Source organism: Streptomyces canarius, from assembly GCF_014650735.1.
GTDB classification, from domain to species: Bacteria; Actinomycetota; Actinomycetes; order Streptomycetales; family Streptomycetaceae; genus Streptomyces; species Streptomyces olivaceoviridis.
Map to the genome: position 1 here is coordinate 269,308 of NZ_BMVN01000007.1, position 18,957 is coordinate 288,264.

General features: G+C 70.5%; 17 protein-coding genes and 2 tRNA genes. 12 read left to right on the top strand and 7 right to left on the bottom strand.

The annotated features are described in order from the left end of the window. Positions 1-154: 154 nt before the first annotated feature. Positions 155-736, top strand: a complete 582-nt coding sequence (locus IE294_RS13455) for a biotin transporter BioY (RefSeq protein ID WP_189885640.1) — start codon at positions 155-157, stop codon at positions 734-736. Here the strand turns inward: IE294_RS13455 and IE294_RS47530 are convergent. The 3 genes from IE294_RS47530 to IE294_RS13465 form a co-directional block, all read right to left on the bottom strand. After that, positions 675-899 carry a BBE domain-containing protein gene (locus IE294_RS47530; protein ID WP_229917151.1) on the bottom strand — a complete coding sequence of 75 codons (225 nt, stop codon included), beginning with the start codon at positions 897-899 and terminating at the stop codon, positions 675-677. The genes IE294_RS13455 and IE294_RS47530 overlap by 62 nt on opposite strands. A 543-nt stretch (positions 900-1,442) precedes the next feature. Beyond that, the gene (locus IE294_RS47535; RefSeq protein WP_229917152.1) at positions 1,443-1,613 is read right to left on the bottom strand and encodes a hypothetical protein; all 171 of its coding nucleotides are present in this window, start codon (positions 1,611-1,613) and stop codon (positions 1,443-1,445) included. A 66-nt stretch (positions 1,614-1,679) separates the two neighbouring features. Beyond that, the gene (locus IE294_RS13465) at positions 1,680-3,098 is read right to left on the bottom strand and encodes an amino acid permease (protein ID WP_189885642.1); all 1,419 of its coding nucleotides are present in this window, start codon (positions 3,096-3,098) and stop codon (positions 1,680-1,682) included. A gap of 214 nt (positions 3,099-3,312) precedes the next feature. Between IE294_RS13465 and IE294_RS13470 the strand changes: the two genes are divergently transcribed. Together IE294_RS13470 and IE294_RS13475 are read left to right on the top strand one after the other, a co-directional pair. Next, positions 3,313-3,801 carry a ribose-5-phosphate isomerase gene (locus tag IE294_RS13470; protein WP_014672723.1) on the top strand — a complete coding sequence of 163 codons (489 nt, stop codon included), beginning with the start codon at positions 3,313-3,315 and terminating at the stop codon, positions 3,799-3,801. Positions 3,802-3,832: 31 nt separating this feature from the next. Beyond that, positions 3,833-4,642, top strand: a complete 810-nt coding sequence (locus IE294_RS13475) for an Fpg/Nei family DNA glycosylase (protein WP_189885644.1) — start codon at positions 3,833-3,835, stop codon at positions 4,640-4,642. Positions 4,643-4,664: 22 nt separating this feature from the next. Here the strand turns inward: IE294_RS13475 and IE294_RS13480 are convergent, their stop codons facing one another. Then, positions 4,665-5,906 (bottom strand): GNAT family N-acetyltransferase, encoded by a 1,242-nt coding sequence (locus tag IE294_RS13480; RefSeq protein ID WP_189885645.1) that lies wholly within the window; start codon positions 5,904-5,906, stop codon positions 4,665-4,667. A gap of 160 nt (positions 5,907-6,066) precedes the next feature. On the opposite strand from IE294_RS13480, the gene IE294_RS13485 reads away from it, so the two are divergent. Continuing rightward, on the top strand, positions 6,067-7,239 hold the full coding sequence (locus IE294_RS13485; RefSeq protein WP_189813341.1) for a PP2C family protein-serine/threonine phosphatase: 1,173 nt from the start codon (positions 6,067-6,069) through the stop codon (positions 7,237-7,239). 68 nt (positions 7,240-7,307) lie between these two features. Then, entirely contained in the window at positions 7,308-7,754 is a 447-nt protein-coding gene (locus IE294_RS13490; protein ID WP_189885647.1) for an HD domain-containing protein, read from the top strand. 28 nt (positions 7,755-7,782) lie between these two features. Here the strand turns inward: IE294_RS13490 and IE294_RS13495 are convergent, their stop codons facing one another. Continuing rightward, complete coding sequence (locus tag IE294_RS13495) at positions 7,783-8,958, bottom strand: acyltransferase family protein (RefSeq protein ID WP_229917153.1); 1,176 nt, start codon at positions 8,956-8,958, stop codon at positions 7,783-7,785. A gap of 441 nt (positions 8,959-9,399) precedes the next feature. Between IE294_RS13495 and IE294_RS13500 the strand changes: the two genes are divergently transcribed. Beyond that, positions 9,400-9,594, top strand: a complete 195-nt coding sequence (locus IE294_RS13500) for a hypothetical protein (RefSeq protein ID WP_041665168.1) — start codon at positions 9,400-9,402, stop codon at positions 9,592-9,594. Positions 9,595-9,889: 295 nt separating this feature from the next. Here IE294_RS13500 and IE294_RS13505 read toward each other — a convergent pair. Beyond that, positions 9,890-9,960, bottom strand: a tRNA-Gly gene (locus IE294_RS13505). 160 nt (positions 9,961-10,120) lie between these two features. Between IE294_RS13505 and IE294_RS13510 the strand changes: the two genes are divergently transcribed. The 5 genes from IE294_RS13510 (at position 10,121) to clpX (ending at position 14,861) form a co-directional block, all read left to right on the top strand. After that, positions 10,121-10,197: transfer RNA gene (locus IE294_RS13510), tRNA-Pro, on the top strand. 195 nt (positions 10,198-10,392) lie between these two features. Beyond that, positions 10,393-11,781, top strand: a complete 1,389-nt coding sequence (gene tig / locus IE294_RS13515; RefSeq protein WP_189885649.1) for a trigger factor — start codon at positions 10,393-10,395, stop codon at positions 11,779-11,781. Between the two features lie 283 nt (positions 11,782-12,064). Next, positions 12,065-12,670: an ATP-dependent Clp protease proteolytic subunit gene (locus IE294_RS13520; protein ID WP_051009690.1), complete on the top strand. Its 606-nt coding sequence runs from the start codon at positions 12,065-12,067 to the stop codon at positions 12,668-12,670. 67 nt (positions 12,671-12,737) lie between these two features. Next, the gene (locus IE294_RS13525; RefSeq protein WP_189885651.1) at positions 12,738-13,403 is read left to right on the top strand and encodes an ATP-dependent Clp protease proteolytic subunit; all 666 of its coding nucleotides are present in this window, start codon (positions 12,738-12,740) and stop codon (positions 13,401-13,403) included. A gap of 171 nt (positions 13,404-13,574) precedes the next feature. Next, positions 13,575-14,861, top strand: coding sequence for an ATP-dependent Clp protease ATP-binding subunit ClpX (gene clpX / locus IE294_RS13530; RefSeq protein ID WP_014672712.1), 1,287 nt, complete (start codon positions 13,575-13,577; stop codon positions 14,859-14,861). 72 nt (positions 14,862-14,933) lie between these two features. Here clpX and IE294_RS13535 read toward each other — a convergent pair whose 3' ends face one another. Continuing rightward, complete coding sequence (locus tag IE294_RS13535; RefSeq protein ID WP_189885652.1) at positions 14,934-15,893, bottom strand: hypothetical protein; 960 nt, start codon at positions 15,891-15,893, stop codon at positions 14,934-14,936. A gap of 136 nt (positions 15,894-16,029) precedes the next feature. Between IE294_RS13535 and IE294_RS13540 the strand changes: the two genes are divergently transcribed. Next, positions 16,030-18,654: a valine--tRNA ligase gene (locus IE294_RS13540; RefSeq protein WP_189885653.1), complete on the top strand. Its 2,625-nt coding sequence runs from the start codon at positions 16,030-16,032 to the stop codon at positions 18,652-18,654. Positions 18,655-18,957 lie beyond the last annotated feature (303 nt).

Here is an 18,957-nt window from a genome sequence, read left to right on the forward strand (position 1 = left end):
AGGGTCACCCGTCGGCCGGTGTAACCGGCACTCTTTGTCCGGAGCCCACGAAGCTCTCGTTCCGCCCTTTGTCGGGCGCTGACGGTGATCGGCCGCGGGCGGCTCGGATAGCGTCACCCTGTCCCAGCATGTCCCCGTCACCCGCGGAGTCCCCATGAGCACCGCCACCGCCACCGCCCGCCCCGGCGCCGTCCTCGCCGACCTGCTGCCCGCGTCCCGCGTCCGTGACGTCGCCCTCGTCGTCGGCGGCGCGGTGCTCACCGGTCTCGCGGCCCAGCTCTCCGTGCCGGTGCCCGGTTCCCCGGTGCCGGTGACCGGCCAGACCTTCGCCGCGCTGCTCGTCGGCACCACGCTCGGCGCCCGCCGCGGCTTCCTCTCCCTCGCGCTGTACGCGGTCGCCGGTGTGGCGGGCGTGCCGTGGTTCGCGCAGGGCACCTCCGGCGCGGGCATGGTCTCCTTCGGCTACGTCCTCGGCATGCTGCTCGCCTCCGCCCTCGTCGGCGCCCTGGCCCGCCGCGGCGCCGACCGCTCCCCGCTGCGCATGGCCGGCACGATGATCCTCGGCGAGGCCGTCGTCTACGCGGTCGGCGTCCCCTACCTGGCCCTGGCCGCCCACCTGTCCGCCTCCCAGGCCGTCGCGGCCGGCCTCACCCCGTTCCTGATCGGTGACGCCCTCAAGGCCGCCCTGGCGATGGGCGCGCTGCCCACCGCCTGGAAGCTGGTCGACAAGCGCTGACGCCGTGGTTCCCGCGGAAGAGGTTCGCCGGGTCGTAGGTCTCCTTCACCCCGGCGAGCCTCTTCCGCGTTCCGGCGTCGTACAGCCCCGCACCCCGGTCGCCCGCGCCGACGGGGAGGTTGAGCGACCGGCCGAGCGTGTCGTCGGACGGCAGCCCCCGCACCAGGAACCGCCCCTTCCCCTACGGCACCGCGTTCGGCACCGGCCGCGGGAGCGCCCGCCCAGGTGGCTGACCCGCACCACGCACCTCAGGTCCGCCGCCGGACCGGTCCGCCTCGGCAGTTCCCCGGCCCGCTCGGCGTCCAGCTCCCGCAGCGGGGCGACGATGCCCGCGCCGCCGGGACCGGTGCGGGCGACCCGGGCGGAGACGACGTAGGTGCCGCGCAACTGCGCAGGCGGCGCGGGGACGTCCGGGTACGGCACGGCGGCGAAGGACGAGGTCAGCCCGTCCGGCACGGTCCGTGCGGAGCGTGCCGTCGGCGGTGACGAGCTCCGGCCACCGCACGTGGTCGGCCGCGTACCCCGACTCCCGGGCCAGGATGCCGGGCCCGCCGCCCAGGGTGTACGACACCGCGCCCACGCCCGGCGCGGAGCTTCCCCCGCTGCTCAACGCGTGGGAGGTGCCCCCGTTCGCGGCGCCGGCCCGTACGGCTCGGCCTCCTGGGGCGCGGGCCGGGGTGCACGATCCCGTCCAGCCGCTTCGTCGTCACCCGCAGCCCGCCCTCGTAGCCGCACCCGCGGGCGGCCCGCGCTCGGCGGCGTACCGTACGGCGGCCACCACGTCCTCGGCCGTACGTTCGTCGTCGTGGCCGGGGTCGCCGGGGCAGAGGAGGGTCAGGCCGGTGCGCTGGTCCGTGTGCGTCTTGGAACGCAGCATGGCCGCACAACCTGACAGTGTTCCGTCAGGTTGTGCGGCCAGGTCGTGCGGCCGTGCCGGGCCGGATCAGCCGATGGACACCTTGTCGGCCGGGGCCTCGGTCGCGGGGGCCGGGCGGCCGGCCCGGATCCGCTCCTTCACCACGGCGATCGCCAGCACGATCGCCGCGACCAGCAGCGACAGCAGCACCGTCTCGCGGCCGTCGTGCTCCGTGTCGGTCAGCATGTAACCGAGGACGAACACGATCAGCGCGGCCGTCGCCCAGGTCAGGTACGGGTACAGCCACATCCGCACCACGAGCTTCTCCGGCGCCTCGCGCTGGATGATCTTCCGCATCCGCAGCTGCGAGAAGCAGATGACCAGCCACACGAACAGGGCCACCGCGCCGGAGGAGTTGACGAGGAAGAGGAAGATCTTGTCCGGGGACAGGTAGTTGAAGAAGACGGCGACGAAGCCGAACACCACCGACGCGAGGATCGCCGCCATCGGCACACCCCGGCCGTTGACCCGCGCGAACGCCTTCGGCGCGTCTCCCCGCCCGCCGAGCGAGAAGGCCATGCGCGAGGCCGTGTACAGGCCGGAGTTCAGACAGGACAGCACCGAGGTCAGCACGATGAAGTTCATGATCTGACCGGCGTGCGCGATGCCCAGCGAGTTCAGCGCGGCGACGTAGGAGCCGTCCTTCGCGATGGACGCGTCGTCCCACGGCAGCAGCGAGACCACGATCAGGATCGAGCCCAGGTAGAAGACGCCGATCCGCCAGATGATGCTGTTGGTGGACTTGGTGACCGCGCGCTGCGGGTCCTCGGACTCGCCGGCCGCCAGGGTGGCGATCTCGCTGCCCATGAAGGAGAAGACGACCAGCAGCACACCGGTGAGGATCGAGCCCGGACCGTGCGGCAGGAATCCGCCGTGCGAGGTCAGGTTGCCGAAGCTCGCCTGGTCGGCGTGCACGCCCGGCAGGACGCCGAAGATGGCCAGCAGGCCGACGACGATGAACGCGCCGATGGCCACGACCTTGATCCCGGCGAACCAGAACTCGAACTCGCCGTAGGAGCCGACGGAGACCAGGTTGGTCGCGGTCAGCACGGTCATCACGATGAGCGCCCAGCCCCACTGCGGGACGGCCGGGATCCACCCTTCGAGGATCTTGGCGCCGGCGGTCGCCTCGACGGCGAGCACGACGACCCAGAAGAACCAGTAGAGCCAGCCGATGGAGAACCCGGCCCAGCGGCCCAGCGCGCGGTCGGCGTGCGCCGAGAACGAGCCGGAGGTCGGGTTGGCGGCGGACATCTCGCCGAGCATGCGCATCACGAGGACGACGAGCGTGCCGACGAGGGCGTAGGACAGGAGGATGCCCGGTCCCGCTGTGGCGATACCGGAACTGGAACCGACGAAAAGGCCGGCTCCGATGACGCCGCCGATCGCGATCATCGAAAGATGGCGGTTTTTCAGTCCTGCTTGGAGGCCCGAACCAGAGGTCATGGACGGATTTCCTTTGCGCCAGGTAGAGCTGCCCGCACGAGCGGTGTACGAGTCGGTCCAGTGAATCCGAGGTGAACGAATTCGGGAACCTCTGAATCCGTATCGTTATTTGAGGTTCTCTTGAGGATCTATGCCCTGCCTCACATTTACCGCCCCGGGTGCCCGCCGACACCCTGGGGCTGCTGCCCCGATACGGGCGTGTCACACTCGTTGCATGCGCGTGTATCTCGGCTCCGACCATGCGGGCTACGAACTCAAGAACCACCTCGTCGAGTGGCTGAAGGCCGCCGGCCACGAGCCCGTCGACTGCGGGCCGCACATCTATGACGCCCAGGACGACTACCCGCCCTTCTGCCTCCGTGCCGCGGCACGGACGGCCGCGGACCCGGACGCCCTCGGCATCGTCATCGGCGGCTCCGGCAACGGCGAGCAGATCGCCGCGAACAAGGTGAAGGGCGTGCGCGCGGCGCTGGCCTGGAGCGAGGAGACGGCGACGCTCGGCCGGCAGCACAACAACGCCAACGTGGTGGCCGTGGGTGCGCGCATGCACAGCACGGAGGAGGCGACCAAGTTCGTCGAGGTCTTCCTCAACACCCCGTTCTCCGGTGACGAGCGCCACATCCGCCGCATCGACATGCTGTCGGCGTACGAGACCACGGGCGACCTCCCGCCGATCCCGGCCCACCACCCGCAGCAGGACTGAGCCCCCAGGGGGCGGGAAGGAACAGGGGCCCGTGCCAGAGGGGCACACGATCCACCGGCTGGCCCAGGACTACGCCGAGCGCTTCTCGGGACGGACCGTCCGCGTCACCAGCCCCCAGGGCAAGTTCTCCGACGCCGCCGCCCTTCTGGACCGTACCGAGCTGACCGCCACGGAAGCCCACGGCAAGCACCTCTTCCTGGGCTTCCGGGACGGCGACTGGGTCCACATCCACCTCGGCCTCTTCGGCAAGGTCGGCTTCGGGGACGCCCCGGCGCCCCCGCCGGCCGACACCGTCCGGCTCCGGCTCGCCGACGACACGTCGTACGTCGATCTGCGCGGCCCCACCACCTGCGCCCTGATCACGGACGCCGAGAAGCGGGCGGTCCACGACCGGCTCGGCCCCGACCCGCTGCGCGCGGACGCCGACCCGGGCGCGGCCTACCGCAGGATCTCCCGCAGCCGTACGACGATCGCCGCCCTGCTCATGGACCAGAAGATCGTGGCCGGCGTCGGCAACGTCTACCGCGCCGAGGTGCTGTTCCGGCACGGCATCGACCCCTACCGCGCGGGCCGGGACATCACCCCGGCCGAGTGGGACGCGATCTGGGCCGACCTGGCCGCGCTGATGCGGGAGGGCGTCCGGAACAACCGGATCGACACCGTCCGCCCGGAGCACACCCCCGAGGCCATGGGCCGCCCGCCCCGCGTCGACGACCACGGCGGCGAGGTGTACGTCTACCGCCGGGCGAACCTGCCCTGCCACGTCTGCGGCGGCGGCATCAGCACCGCCGACCTCGCCGCCCGCAACCTCTTCTGGTGCCCGGCCTGCCAGAAACGCTGACCGGCCCGCGAGAAACGCCGGCCTAGAAGCCGTGGGGCAGCCACGGGGCCACCGGTGAGCCGAACGCCACCGACGCCTCCGCCAGCGCCCCCGGCCGCAGCTCGCGCACCCGCCCGGCCGCCGCCAGCGACAGCAGGCTCACCCCGCCCAGATACACCGCGCCCAACTCCCGCACCGACAGAACGAGATCGGCCGCGTCGGCCGTCCGCTCGCAGGACGCGCCCTTCGGGTCGCCGGTCAGCCGCCAACGCCCCGCGTTCCAGGGACAGAAGGCGTCCTCGACCTCGAACACGACGTCGACCGGGGTCAGATACGTACGGGCCGACAGGGCCGCCCCCACGTCCACCAGCCGGACGTACCCGGCGTCCCGTGTCTGCGGCAGGCAGCGGCGGATGTCGGAGACCAGGTACTGCCAGGCGTCGTCGACCGGCCGCGCCCGCATCTTCAGCGTCGTCATCAGGTCGATGCCGAACAGGAAGCGCCACAGCGCCGCCTCGCTCGCCGGATCGAGCGCGGCCAGGTCCTCCAGCGTCACCGTGCCGTCGTGACCGCTCCGCCCCCAGCCCAGCTTCGTACGGAAGCGCGCGTACCCGGTGATCTCACCGTCCCGTTCGGCGACCACGCATTGCAGCGCCGACGCGCCCTCCCGCTCGCTCTCCGGGTCGACCAGCGCGGCCCGCTCCCAGCCGGGCCGCCGCGCCAGCATGCCCGGGCGCCGGGGCACCAGGGCCGCGTACACCGCCTCGCACCCCGGCAGCACATCGGCCGGCGCCGCGTAGCGCACGCGCGGCTCATCGGTGCCCTCGGGCACCGCCAGGGTCACCCGGCCGGTGTCGATCTCGGCGATGAGCTGGAGGGTCGCCGCGCCGTACCCGAAGCGGCCGTAGATCGCGGGCTCGGAGGCGAACAGCGCGGCCAGCGGATCCCCTTTGGCGCGCGCGTCGTCCAGCAGCCGCCGCATCATCGACGTCAGCACCCCGCGCCGCCGGTGCGTCGCGGACACACTGACCATCGTCACGCCCGCGGTGGGCACCACCGCCCCGCCCGGCACGGTCATCCGGAAGCTGAAGGCCCCGGACGTGCCGACGAGCGCGTCCCCGTCCCAGGCGGCCAGGGAACGGTCGAACTCGGTGAGCGACTTGTCCAGTTCCCGTTCCTCGGCGGAGGCCGCTCCGCCGCCGAACGCGCGGACCAGATGGTCCCACCACCGGTCGAACTCCTCCGGGCGCAGCGTCCTCAACTCGGTTTCGCTCTCAGTCCCCATGCGCCATGCCTATCAGGGCGAAGCGGGGCGAGCCAGTGATTTTCCCCCCGTCCCGGCCCGCCGGAAACCGGCCGACGGGCGGCGAAGTGGAATCCCACAGGGGGGACAAGTGGGACCTCCCGTGCCAAGCAGCCGGTCCGCTGGATAGGGTCGCGAACTGATGGCAGCAGGACGACAGCGGCGCGCGAAGGCCGAGACGTTCACGGCCCGGTGGAAGATGCAGTGGCACCGGGCCCGCGTCGGCCTGCGCAGAAGCGCCGTGGACTACTTCCGCGGCGACGGCTCCGACTGGATCGCCTTCGCCGGACTGCTCCTGATGGTCCCGGTCCTCGCGACCATGACCCTCCTCGACTCCGTGTGGTGTTCCCCGGCCACCCTGGTGCTGCCGATCGTCGCCGGCGGCCTGCTGCTGCGCCCGGCGAGCCTGCTCGGTCTGTACGCGGCGGCGGCCACCGCGCTGATCGTGGAGTCGATACGGCTCGGCCCCTACACCGAGGGCCCCTCCCGGGTCACCCCCGGCGTGGTCCTGGTGGTGGCCGCGTGCGGGTTCTTCGGGCTGCTGACCGCGCAGTTCCGCAGCCGGGTCGGCGTGCCCTGGCGGCGCGGCGGCACCATGCTGTTCGACCTGCGCGAGCGGATCCGGGTGCAGAGCAAGCTGCCGAAGCTGCCGCAGGGCTGGCACCACGAGATGGCGCTGCGCCCGGCGGGCGGCCAGTCCTTCTCCGGTGACTTCGTCGTCGCCGCCCGCACGAACGGCGGCCGGACGCTGGAGGCCGTGCTCACCGACGTGTCCGGCAAGGGCATGGACGCGGGCTCGCGCGCCCTGCTGCTGTCCGGCGCGTTCGGCGGCCTGCTGGGCTCCCTCCCGCCGCACGCCTTCCTCCCGGCCGCCAACGGCTACCTCCTGCGCCAGGACTGGGACGAGGGCTTCGCCACCTCCATCCACCTGGTCCTGGACCTGGACTCCGGGGACTACGAGCTGTACTCCGCCGGGCACCCGCCGGGGCTCCAGCTCAGCGCGGGCAGCGGGCGCTGGGAGGAGAAGGCCGCCGAGGGGCCGCTGCTCGGGGTGTACGACGGCGCCCAGTTCGACCCCGTGAAGGGCTCGCTGCGCCCCGGTGACGTCCTGATGCTGTTCACCGACGGACTGGTGGAGACCTCCGACCGGGACATCGTGGAGGGCATCGACCGGCTCACCGGCGAGGCCGACCGCTATGTGGCCGGCGGCTTCCACGGCGCCGCCTGGCACCTCATCGAGGCGGTCGCCAAGGACGTCAACGACGACCGCGCCCTGCTCCTCATCTGCCGCCAGCCGACGGCGAACGGCCGCTGACCCGCCCGCCGGGCCGCGGCCGTCCTCCGTGGTGGCCGCCGGGTGCGGGGCGGGGGGACACTGGAGCCATGACCCAGCTCACGCTCGCAGAGGTCGAGGCCGTCGCGCGGGCCGCCCACGAGGGGCAGACCGACAAGGCGGGGCTGCCGTACGCCGAACACCTCGCGGCCGTCGCCCAGGGAGTGCGGGCCCGCGGCGGTGACCCGGAGCAGATCGCGGCGGCCTGGCTGCACGACTCCGTCGAGGACGACGCGCTCAGCCGCCAGTGGCTGGCCGCCGCCGCCCTGACCCCGCGCACCAAGGCCATCGTGGACGCCCTCACCAGGCGGCCCGGGGAGGAACTGGAGGCGTACGCGCGCCGCATCCTCGCCACCCCGGGCGCGCTGCTGGTGAAGGAGGCCGACCTGGCGCACAACGCCGACCCGCGGCGGCTCGCGGCGCTCGACGAGCAGACCCGGGCCCGGCTGACCGAGAAGTACGCCAGGACGCGCGCCCTTCTCGGTCTCGAAACCTGAGGGGGTTCCGGGCGGGGAGCGAAGCCGGCTAGACGCCGACCGTCTCCCGCTGCTTCTGCCGTTCGCGGGCCAGTTCGGCCGCGTCCTCCCGGAACGCCCACTCCATCTTCGGCTCCATCGCGAAGCGGAAGACGCGCTGCACCGGCTTGGTGCACAGCACCGTGACGGCGGCGGCCGCGAGGACGGTGACCGCGACCGTACCCAGGGCGCCGTACTGCTGGGCGAGGTCGAACCCGCCCGCGTAGAGCGTGCCCTTGACCACGAAGCCGTGGAGCAGATAGCCGTACAGCGTCCCCGCGCCGAGGGCGGTGAACCACGTCCGGCGGCCCGGCACCCAGGCGAGGAAGCAGGCGGTCAGCAGCAGCGCGCAGCCGAACATGGCCAGCGTCATCAGCGGTCCGGTCCACCAGGGGGCACCGATGTCCTGCGCCGAACTCTGCCGGTAGAACCACCCGCCGTCCACGCGCGGCACGGTCCACCAGCCGACGGCCAGGGCCGCGGCGAACACCGGCACGGACAGCACCCGCACCGCGGGCCGGCGTATCAGCGCGAAGTGCTCGGGCTTCAGCAGCAGGCCGAGGACGAAGCAGGGCAGGAACTGCAGGACGCGGCCGAGGTCCAGGTTGTCGTCGAGGCCCGGGGTGACCGATCCGACCATGGCGATGCCCAGAGCGAGGGGCAGCGGCCGGCGGACCAGCTTCCACAGGGGGGTGGTCAGGCGCCAGATGAACAGCGCGCACAGGAACCAGGTGAGGTAGTACGGGGAGACGAGACTGATCGGGTCGTCGGCCTGGCCCGCGTAGCGCCGGAACAGCGAATAGGCGATCTGGAACAGCAGGTACGGGACGGCTATGCCGGTGACCAGCCGCTTCAGCCGGTCCGGGCGCATGTCGAAACTGCGGGAGAAGTAGCCGGAGATGACGATGAACGCCGGCATGTGGAAGGTGTAGACGACGTTGTACAGACCTTCGAGGGCCCGGTTGTCGGTCTTGATGGCCGACCAGGAGTGCCCCAGGGCCACCAGCACGATCGCGAGGTACTTGGCGTTGTCGAAGAACGCGTCGCGCTGCCTGCCCGGTCTGCCGGTCCGCGACTGCTCCTGCGCGTGCGTCGGGGTGGGCCGGTCGGGCACCCCACGCACCGGCGGCTGTGCCGGGGGGAGCGGCCTGCGGCTGTGGCCGGGGGACGTTGCGGCGTCGAACATCTCAGGCACCCTAGCGTCGGCTGTGGGATTCCGTAAAACCCGCACTGTCATTCCTGGTTATCCCGCGCGGGTACCCCGTAATTCGCCGAACTTGCCATCCTGGTCGACGTGATGATGGGCACACAGGTGTCGCCCGTTCGCCCTGGATGTACCGATTAATACAGACTAATTCGGGCATACAGCGCCTCTGTGTCCCGTACGTGGATTCCCTGTCCCGTGCATTGCGTGGTTATTGAAACGAAGCCCCGTGAATTCGTGTGGATTTCGTGGCCGCGTCGCCGGTCGTATTCCTGTGCGAGGTGTCCCGCGCATGTGTGCCCGTCCGGCGATGCGTCAGGACCCGCATACCGGGGGCGGGTTGGTGGCACGATGGTTCTGGCGGGGGTGCGCGGGCCGTACCTCCGGGCCGGGAGAGCGGACCGACCGAGGGTGTGATCAGTTGTGGCCATTTCACTGTCTGTGGTGCTGCTGTTGGCGATCATCCTGGTGGTGTTGATCCGAGGGGGGAACATCAAGGCCGGCCCGGCCATCGTCGCCATCCTCTTCGGTTTCTTCCTCGCCTCGACCGGCATGGCGCCATCGATCAACCGGTTCCTGAACTCGATAGCGGACTCCATCGACTCGATCAGGTTCTGACCCGGCGGGGGGGAGGGGACGGACCGGAGCGCCGGGGAACGGCGCCGGAGGCCGTCGGCCACCGGGCCGAGGGCCGCCTCGGCAGTGGCGGCACGGGCGCGGTCCACCTCGCCCTACGCCTCACGGCCCGTGCACGGCGCGTGCACGGCCTTCGACGCTCCGCATGCGCGGCGGCCCGGACGGTCCGACCCCGCACCCCGAGCCGACGCCGCTGGCGACCGCGCACCGTCACCCGGGAACGGCAGAAGGCCCAGGAAGAGGAAATCACCCTCTCACCTGGGCCTTCGGCATCCAGAGCGGGCGACGGGAATCGAACCCGCGTAGCTAGTTTGGAAGACTAGGGCTCTACCATTGAGCTACGCCCGCAACACTGCGCCGCAGGTCGATGACCGCGGCACTGAAGGCATCGTAGCGGGTCGCCCGCCACGGAGGCCAACGAGTCGGGTCACGCCGCACCGCGCGTCCCGCCCCACAGAACACGGCCGACGGATCGGGCCGGGGCATGTACCCTACGTGTCGCACCAGACGGGGTGTGGCGCAGCTTGGTAGCGCGTCCGCTTTGGGAGCGGAAGGCCGTGGGTTCAAATCCCGCCACCCCGACCACCGGCTCGTGACGTCCGGCTCAGTGACGTCGCGATGATCGCCTTTTGGGGCGCTGACCGGCTGCGGTTACTATGCAAGCTGCGCGCCCGTGTGTCCCCGGCCCCTTCGGCCTACGTACTCCTCCGGGCGGCGAAATCCGCCGGACCCATCGGGCTCCGGCAGAACCCGAGAAGTCAGCCACAAGGAGACCGAACCGTGAAGAGCGCCGTGGAGACCCTGAACCCGACCCGGGTTCGGCTCACTGTCGAGGTGCCCTTCGAGGAGCTCAAGGACAGCCTCGACGCGGCGTACAAGAAGATCAACCAGCAGGTCACGGTGAAGGGCTTCCGTAAGGGCAAGATCCCCGCCCGCGTGATCGACCAGCGGTTCGGCCGCGGTGCGGTGCTGGAGGAGGCCGTCAACGACGCGCTGCCCAAGTTCTACACCGAGGCGGTCAACGAGGCCGAGCTGAGCCCGCTGGGCCAGCCCGAGGTCGACATCACCGAGCTGAAGGACGGCGAGACGCTGAACTTCACCGCCGAGGTCGACATCCGCCCGGCCCTGGAGATCCCGGACTACTCCGGCATCGAGGTCGAGGTCGACGCCGTCGAGGTGACGGACGAGGACATCGAGAAGTCCGTGGAGCAGCTCCGTGAGCGCTTCGCGTCGACCTCTCCCGTCGAGCGCGCCGCCGAGGACGGCGACGTCGTCACCATCGACCTGGAGGCCAAGGTCGACGGCGAGGTGCTGGAGGACGGCATCGCCAACGGCGTCTCCTACACCATCGGCTCCGGCGAGCTGCTGGACGGCATCGACGACGCCGTCAAGGGCCTGTCCGCCGGTGAGGAGGCCACCTTCACCTCCGAGCTGAAGGGCGGCTCCGCCGCGGGCAAGGAGGCCGAGGTCACCGTCAAGGTCACCCAGGTCGCCGCCCGCGAGCTGCCCGAGCTGGACGACGAGTTCGCGCAGCTCGCCTCCGAGTTCGACACCCTGGAGGAGCTGAAGGCCGACAGCCGCAAGCGCCTCACCAACATGAAGCAGTTCGACCAGGCCACGCAGGCCCAGGAGCGCGTCCTGGAGAAGCTGCTGGAGCTGGTGGAGGTCCCGGTCCCCGAGAAGCTCCTTGAGGACGAGATCAACACCCGCAAGCACAACCTGGAGCACCACCAGCTCGCCCAGATGGGCCTCACCCTCGACAAGTACCTGGAGATCCAGGGCAAGACCGCCGAGGAGTTCGAGACCGAGACCCGCGAGGCCGCGGTCAAGGGCATCAAGACCCAGTTCGTCCTCGACGAGCTGGTCAAGAAGGAGAACCTCAACGTCAACCAGGAGGAGCTCACCGAGCACCTCATGCGGCGTGCGGCCTCCTCCGGCATGTCCCCCGACCAGTTCGCCCAGGCCGTCGTCGAGGGCGGCCAGGTGCCGCTGCTGGTCGGCGAGGTCGCCCGCGGCAAGGCCCTGGCCGTCGTGGTCGAGTCCGCCACGGTGAAGGACACCAACGGCGAGGTCGTCGACCTGGACGACGAGGAGGAGACCGAGGAGGCGCCGGCCGAGGCCGAGGCCACCGAGGCGTCCGACTCCGCCGAGGAGAAGACCGAGGGCTGAGCGGCCCTGCGGCGCCTGTGAGGCACGTACGACGGGCCCTGGGGGCTTCCCCCGGGGCCCGTCGCCTTCCCCGGACCCGGTGCCGCACCCGGCCGGGACCGGCCTGTCGGCGCGCGTTCCCGGGCGTTCCCCGGCGCCTCCGCGGAGCGACCTGCGCTGACAGCGAACAGCTCACTTACCGGGATTCCCCGGAGGGAACGTCGCGTTAGGGTCCATGAAAGGCAGAACAATGAGACGGCCCGGCGCCGTCGTAAGACGAGCAGGTGGATACGTGACGAATCTGATGCCCTCCGCCGCCGGCGAGCCTTCCATCGGTGGTGGCCTCGGCGACCAGGTCTACAACCGGCTGCTCAACGAGCGGATCATCTTCCTCGGCCAGCAGGTTGACGACGACATCGCCAACAAGATCACCGCGCAGCTGCTGCTCCTTGCCGCCGACCCGGACAAGGACATCTACCTCTACATCAACAGCCCGGGCGGCTCGGTCACGGCCGGCATGGCGATCTACGACACCATGCAGTACATCCCGAACGACGTGGTGACGATCGCCATGGGCATGGCCGCCTCGATGGGCCAGTTCCTGCTGACCGGCGGCGCGGCCGGCAAGCGCTTCGCCCTGCCGCACGCGGACATCATGATGCACCAGGGCTCCGCGGGCCTCGGCGGTACGGTCTCGGACATCAAGATCCAGGCCGAGTACCTGATGCGCACCAAGAAGCGCATGTCGGAGCTGACCGCCCTCCACTCGGGCCAGACGGTCGAGGCGATCATCCGCGATGGCGACCGCGACCGCTGGTTCACCCCGGAGGAGGCCAAGGAGTACGGTCTCATTGACGAGATCATCACGCACGCCTCGGGTGTTCCGGGAGGCGGCGGCACCGGTGCCTGACCGGTCCGGCCACGCCACGCACCGCCGAGACACCAGCCCCCCGAACGCCACCAGGACGGTGAACCCCATGAGCAACTTCCCCGGCGCCGCCAGCGGCATGTATGAAGGGCCCCGCCCCGACAGCCGCTACGTCATCCCGCGCTTCGTCGAGCGCACCTCCCAGGGCATCCGCGAGTACGACCCGTACGCGAAGCTCTTCGAGGAGCGCGTGATCTTCCTGGGCGTCCAGATCGACGACGCCTCCGCCAACGACGTCATGGCGCAGCTGCTGTGCCTGGAGTCGATGGACCCGGATCGGGACATCTCGATCTACATCAACAGCCCCGGTGGTGACATGACCGCCCTCACGGCGATCTACGACACCATGCAGTTCGTGAAGCCCGACATCCAGACGGTCTGCATGGGCCAGGCGGCCTCCGCCGCGGCCATCCTGCTCGCCGCGGGCACCCCCGGCAAGCGCATGGCGCTGCCGAACTCCCGGGTGCTGATCCACCAGCCGGCCGGCTCCACCGGCCGCGGTCAGCTCTCCGACCTGGAGATCATCGCCAACGAGTTCACCCGGATGCGTGAGCAGCTGGAGAACATGCTGGCCAAGCACTCGAACCGGCCGCTCGAGAAGGTCCGCGAGGACATCGAGCGGGACAAGATCCTCACGGCCGAGGAGGCGCTGGAGTACGGCCTCGTCGACCAGATCATCTCCACCCGCAAGCTGAACAACAGCTCGGTCCGCTGACAGCGCAACCGCGCACGTCCGGCCCCTCTTGGCACGGTGCACGTCAAAGTGAACCCTGCCAAGGGGGGCCCGAACACCGGGCCCGGCAAGGTACCGTCGGACATAAGGCAGCACCAGGAGCCGCTGGACTCATAGCGTCCAGGCGTCTCCCAGGCGAAGGGGAAGCACACCGTGGCACGCATCGGTGACGGCGGCGATCTGCTCAAGTGCTCGTTCTGCGGCAAGAGCCAGAAGCAGGTCAAGAAGCTCATCGCAGGGCCCGGTGTGTACATCTGCGACGAGTGCATCGATCTCTGCAACGAGATCATCGAGGAAGAGCTCGCGGAGACCAGCGAGGTGCGCTGGGAGGAGCTGCCCAAGCCCCGCGAGATCTACGAGTTCCTCGAAGGCTATGTGGTCGGCCAGGAGGCGGCGAAGAAGGCCCTCTCCGTCGCGGTGTACAACCACTACAAGCGGGTCCAGGCGGGCGAGAACGGCGGCGCGAGCGGCCGGGACGACGCCATCGAGCTGGCGAAGTCCAACATCCTGCTGCTGGGCCCCACGGGCTCCGGCAAGACGCTCCTCGCGCAGACGCTGGCGCGCATGCTGAACGTCCCGTTCGCGATCGCCGACGCCACGGCGCTGACCGAGGCGGGCTACGTGGGCGAGGACGTCGAGAACATCCTCCTCAAACTCATCCAGGCGGCCGACTACGACGTCAAGAAGGCCGAGACCGGGATCATCTACATCGACGAGATCGACAAGGTCGCGCGGAAGAGCGAGAACCCGTCGATCACCCGTGATGTGTCGGGCGAGGGCGTCCAGCAGGCCCTGCTGAAGATCCTGGAGGGCACCACGGCCTCGGTCCCGCCGCAGGGCGGTCGCAAGCACCCCCACCAGGAGTTCATCCAGATCGACACGACGAACGTGCTGTTCATCGTGGGCGGCGCCTTCGCGGGCCTGGAAAAAATCATCGAGGCGCGGGCCGGCGCGAAGGGCATCGGCTTCGGCGCCACGATCCTCTCCAAGCGCGAGCTGGAGGCCAAGGACGTCTTCGAGGACGTCATGCCGGAGGACCTGGTCAAGTTCGGCATGATCCCCGAGTTCATCGGCCGCCTGCCGGTGATCACCTCGGTCCACAACCTGGACCGCGAAGCGCTCCTGAAGATCCTGGTCGAGCCCCGCAACGCGCTCGTCAAGCAGTACCAGCGCCTGTTCGAACTCGACGGCGTGGAGCTGGACTTCGAGCGCGAGGCGCTGGAGGCCATCGCCGACCAGGCCATCCTGCGCCAGACCGGCGCCCGAGGCCTGCGCGCCATCATGGAGGAGGTCCTCCAGGGCGTGATGTACGAGGTGCCGTCCCGCAAGGACGTCGCCCGGGTCGTCATCACCGCCGACGTGGTCCTCTCCAACGTCAACCCGACCCTGATCCCGAGGGACGCCCGCGGGCGGGGCTCGGGGGAGCAGAAGACGGCGTAGCCGCACCCGTCACGTACCCGAAGGGGCCCCGGTCGACCGACCGGGGCCCCTTCGCTGTCGGCGCCGAACGCGTCAGGACTTGACGCGCACCTGCGCACGGAACTTGGCGGTCAGCTCGGCGTCCTTCGCCGGGTCGCTGCCGCGGCCCGCGGCGAGGTTGGCGTAGTCCATGGGCATGACCATGCCGATGGTGCTGTGATCACCCCAGACGCAGATCGTGAGCGTCACGTCCTTCGGCCCGCCGCTGCCCGCGCCGGTGGGGGCCGTGGCCTGCTGGCACTTGAGGACCGCGCCGTCGAGCCCGGCCGGCTCGTACGTCGTCGGCTCGCCCTTCAGCACGACGTCCTTGCCGCCACTGCTCTTCTGCGACTCGGACTTGAAGTACGCGAACATCGCGTCGACGGTCTTCTCGGGGTCGTCGATGGTGCCGTAGACACCCCCGAAGTTGATCTGCTTCTTGCTCAGCGGGTTGTCCGGGTCCCCGGCGTCGTACGCGGCGCTGACGTCCTTGGGGTCGTGCACGCCCCACTTCTCGGCGTCCTTCAGGTCGCTTGGCGTCATGCTGCCGCTGTCGCCCTTGGACTTCTTGTACTCGGACAGCACCGTCGCGGGAGTCGTCAGCTTGTGCGGTCCGTCGTCCGCGACGCCGCCGCTGCCGCTCCCGCTCAGCAGGAAGTAGGCGCCCACCGCCACGGCGGCCACCACGGCCACCGCGCCGATGATCAAGCCCGTCTTCTTCTTGCCCCCGCCGGGCTGCGGTGCCTGCGGCATGCCGTACGGCTGCTGCTGGCCGTAGGGGTTCGGCTGCTGGCCGTACGGGCCGGGCTGCTGCGGTGCGCCCTGCTGCGGGTAGCCATAGCCCGGCTGCTGCGCCGGCGGGGCCTGCTGGGGGTAGCCGTAGCCGGGCTGGGGAGCCTGCGGCGGCTGGCCGTAGGGGCCCGGCTGGCCGTACGGTCCAGGCTGCCCCGGCTGGCCGTACGGACCCGGCTGCTGGGGCGGCTGGCCGTACGGGCCCGGCTGGTTGTTGCTCATTCCTGGGTTCCCCTCCAGAGCTTATGTGTTCCTGACATCCTGACCCAGGCACGGGAACAGCACGGCACCGGGGGCCGCACCGTTACAGAACAGAGGCGTTTCGGGACCACCCCGTGACACCTCTAAACTGACCATCGTGACCGAGAACGCATCGCAGCAGCCACCCGCGCCCGACACCGAACTGCCGACCCAGTACGCGCCGGCCGATGTAGAGGGGCCGCTGTACGAGCGCTGGGTAGAGCGGGGCTACTTCGAGGCGGACGCGAAGAGCGACAAGCCGCCGTACACGATCGTCATCCCGCCGCCGAACGTCACGGGCAGCCTGCACCTCGGGCACGCCTTCGAGCACACGCTCATCGACGCCCTCACCCGCCGCAAGCGGATGCAGGGCTACGAGACGCTGTGGCAGCCGGGCATGGACCACGCCGGTATCGCCACGCAGAACGTGGTCGAACGCGAGCTGGGCAAGGAGGGCAAGTCCCGGCACGACCTGGGCCGCGAGGCCTTCGTCGAGCGGGTCTGGCAGTGGAAGGCCGAGTCCGGCGGGCAGATCTCCGGGCAGATGCGGCGCCTCGGTGACGGCGTCGCCTGGTCGCGCGAGCGCTTCACCATGGACGAGGGCCTGTCCCAGGCCGTCCAGACCATCTTCAAGAAGCTCTACGACGACGAGCTGATCTACCGCGCCGAGCGCATCATCAACTGGTGCCCGCGCTGTCTGACCGCGATCTCGGACATCGAGGTCGAGTACCAGGACGACGACGGCGAGCTGGTCTCGATGCGCTACGGCGACGGGGACGACTCGATCGTCGTCGCCACCACCCGCGCCGAGACGATGCTCGGCGACACGGCCGTCGCCGTCCACCCGGACGACGAGCGGTACAAGCACCTCGTCGGCAAGCTCATCAGGCTGCCGCTGACCGACCGCTCCATCCCGGTCGTCGCGGACACGCACGTCGACCCCGAGTTCGGCACCGGCGCCGTCAAGGTCACCCCGGCGCACGACCCGAACGACTTCGAGATCGGCCAGCGCCACGACCTGCCGGCCATCACCATGATGGACGAGCACGCCGTCATCACCGTCCACGGCCCCTTCCAGGGCATGGACCGCCTGGAGGCCCGCTCGGCGATCGTCGCCGCGCTGCGCGCCGAGGGCCGGATCGTCGCCGAGAAGCGGCCGTACGTCCACTCCGTCGGCCACTGCTCGCGCTGCAAGACCACCATCGAGCCGCGCCTGTCCATGCAGTGGTGGGTCAAGGTGGGCCCGCTGGCCAAGGCCGCCGGTGACGCCGTCCGCGAGGGCAAGGTCAAGATCCATCCGCAGGAGATGGAGAAGCGGTACTTCGACTGGGTCGACAACCTCCACGACTGGTGCATCTCGCGCCAGCTGTGGTGGGGTCACCGGATCCCGGTCTGGTACGGCCCCGACGGGGAAGTCGTCTGCGTCGGCCCGGACGAGGAGCCGCCGGCCGGCGAGGGCTGGCACCAGGACACCGACGTCCTCGACACCTGGTTCTCCTCCGGCCTGTGGCCCTTCTCCACGCTCGGCTGGCCCGAACAGACCGAGTCGCTCGCGAAGTTCTACCCGAACTCCGTCCTGGTCACCGGCTACGACATCCTCTTCTTCTGGGTCGCCCGGATGATGATGTTCGGCCTGTACGCGATGGACGGCACCCCGCCGTTCCACACCATCGCCCTGCACGGCATGGTCCGCGACCAGTTCGGCAAGAAGATGTCGAAGTCCTTCGGCAACGCGGTCAACCCGCTGGACTGGATGGACGAGTACGGCTCCGACGCCCTGCGCTTCACCCTGGCCCGTGGCGCCAACCCGGGTGTCGACGTGCCGATCGGCGAGGCATGGGTCCAGGGTTCCCGCAACTTCGCCAACAAGATCTGGAACGCGACCCGCTTCGCGCTGATGAACGGCGCGACGGTCGAGGGCCCGCTGCCGGACCCGTCGGCGATGTCGGCGACGGACCGCTGGATCCTCTCCCGCCTGAACTCGGTGATCGCCGAAGTCGACGCGTACTACGAGGACTTCCAGTTCGCCAAGCTCTCCGACGCCCTCTTCCACTTCGCGTGGGACGAGGTCTTCGACTGGTACGTCGAGCTGTCCAAGACGGTCTTCCAGGCGGGCGGCGAGCCGGCCGAGGTCTCCCAGCGGGTCCTCGGCGAGGTCCTGGACGTCACCCTGAAGCTCCTCCACCCGGTCGTCCCGTTCGTCACGGAGACCCTGTGGACCACGCTGACGGGCGGCGAGTCGATCGTCATCGCCGACTGGCCGACCGACAGCGGCTTCCGTGACGCGGCGGCGGAGCAGGAGATCTCCACCCTCCAGTCGGTCATCACCGAGGTCCGCCGTTTCCGCGCCGACCAGGGTCTCCAGCCCGGCCAGCGGGTCCCGGCGCGTCTGACGCTGGACGGCACGCCGCTCGCGCCGCACGAGGCCGCGATCCGCCAGCTGCTCCGCCTCCAGCCGGAGGGCGACGCGTTCACGGCCACGGCGACCCTGCCGGTGGCGGGCACGGAGGTGGCCCTCGACCTCTCCGGCACGATCGACGTCGCCGCGGAGCGCAAGCGCCTGGCCAAGGACCTGGCCGCCGCGGAGAAGGAGAAGGCCCAGGCCACGGCCAAGCTCGGCAACGAGGCGTTCCTGGCGAAGGCCCCGGAGAACGTGGTGGACAAGATCCGCACGCGCCTGGCCAAGGCGGACGAGGACATCGCCCGCATCACCGCCCAGCTGGAGAAGCTGCCGCAGGCGTGAGCCACGCACGCCGGGGAGTGCCACCCGCCCGACCCCGACGAGGGCCCCGGTGCCGATTGAGGCACCGGGGCCCTCGCCAGCCCAGGAGCGCGAGGAACTGCGCGACCAGCCCCCCACGCACCCGCGGCGGACCGGCGAGAGATGTCACCCGGCCCTGTGCCGGAGTGCCCCGCGGCGGGCTGGTGAGAGATGCCACCCCGCATCACGCGCGAGTGCCCCGCGGCGGGCCGGCGAGAGTTGTCACCCCGCATCGCGCGCGAGCGCCCCGCAGTCGGCCGGCGACACAAGCCCCCCGCATCGCGC

Coding starts and splice junctions, on each gene's coding strand:
- IE294_RS13455 (WP_189885640.1), top strand. CDS start 155: ATGAGCACCGCCACCGCCACCGCCCGCCCCGGCGCCGTCCTCGCCGAC.
- IE294_RS47535 (WP_229917152.1), bottom strand. CDS start 1,613: ATGCTGCGTTCCAAGACGCACACGGACCAGCGCACCGGCCTGACCCTC.
- IE294_RS13465 (WP_189885642.1), bottom strand. CDS start 3,098: ATGACCTCTGGTTCGGGCCTCCAAGCAGGACTGAAAAACCGCCATCTT.
- IE294_RS13470 (WP_014672723.1), top strand. CDS start 3,313: ATGCGCGTGTATCTCGGCTCCGACCATGCGGGCTACGAACTCAAGAAC.
- IE294_RS13480 (WP_189885645.1), bottom strand. CDS start 5,906: ATGGGGACTGAGAGCGAAACCGAGTTGAGGACGCTGCGCCCGGAGGAG.
- IE294_RS13485 (WP_189813341.1), top strand. CDS start 6,067: ATGGCAGCAGGACGACAGCGGCGCGCGAAGGCCGAGACGTTCACGGCC.
- IE294_RS13490 (WP_189885647.1), top strand. CDS start 7,308: ATGACCCAGCTCACGCTCGCAGAGGTCGAGGCCGTCGCGCGGGCCGCC.
- IE294_RS13495 (WP_229917153.1), bottom strand. CDS start 8,958: ATGTTCGACGCCGCAACGTCCCCCGGCCACAGCCGCAGGCCGCTCCCC.
- IE294_RS13520 (WP_051009690.1), top strand. CDS start 12,065: ATGCCCTCCGCCGCCGGCGAGCCTTCCATCGGTGGTGGCCTCGGCGAC.
- IE294_RS13525 (WP_189885651.1), top strand. CDS start 12,738: ATGAGCAACTTCCCCGGCGCCGCCAGCGGCATGTATGAAGGGCCCCGC.
- IE294_RS13535 (WP_189885652.1), bottom strand. CDS start 15,893: ATGAGCAACAACCAGCCGGGCCCGTACGGCCAGCCGCCCCAGCAGCCG.